Origin of the sequence: Methylobacterium sp. E-041 (genome assembly GCF_022829665.1) — a bacterium.
GTDB lineage: Bacteria > Pseudomonadota > Alphaproteobacteria > Rhizobiales > Beijerinckiaceae > Methylobacterium.
Genome location: NZ_JAKSYQ010000182.1, coordinates 1 through 718, shown reverse-complemented (window position 1 = coordinate 718; position 718 = coordinate 1). Strand labels below are relative to the sequence as shown.

Genomic DNA, 718 nt, shown 5'->3' with positions numbered 1-718 from the left:
GGCACTGGGGGCATCGCAAAAGCGGGCCCGATGAGCCCGCACCAAAAAGCGGGCCGCAAAACAAGGTGTGACGCGATCGGCCCCGGCCCCGCGACCACACGATCCTCGGGTCTCGAAGCTTTTGGAGATATCTATGACGCTCTTGAAGAGCACCCTGCTCGCTTCGGCCGCCGGCTTCGCCGCCGTCGCCGGCGCCCAGGCTGCCGATTTGCCGGTCAAGAAGGCCGCCCCCATCGAGTACGTCCGCGTCTGCTCCGCCTACGGCGCCGGCTTCTTCTACATCCCCGGCACCGACACCTGCCTCCGCCTTTCGGGTCGCGCCCGCTTCGACGCTGCCTACCAGCCGTCGTACTCGCGCCAGAACGGTTCGAACAACGGTGACAGCACCGGCTACCGCACCCGCCTGCGCATCAACCTCGACGCCCGCACCCAGACCGCCTACGGCACCCTTCGCGCGTTCGTGCGCCTGGAAGCCGGCAGCGGCTCCGGCTATTCCGGTCTCGGCACGTCGGGCACGAACCAGCGCATCGGCAACGCCTACCCGGGTCTCGGCGTCGACAGCTTCGGCCGGCTGCAGCAGTACGTGAACGCCGACAAGGCCTTCATCCAGTTCGCGGGCTTCACCGCCGGTCGCGCCTCGTCGTTCTTCGACTTCTACGCTCACGACTTCGAGCTGGCCGGCGCCACCGCCGGCTCCGACGTGTCCTCGACCAACCTG

Annotated in this window: 1 protein-coding gene; it reads left to right on the top strand. The window is 68.1% G+C overall.

Features of this window, described 5'->3' with window-relative positions:
* Positions 1–133: 133 nt before the first annotated feature.
* On the top strand, positions 134–718 hold a 585-nt coding region (locus MKK70_RS17810), incomplete at its 3' end, for a porin (protein ID WP_243949206.1).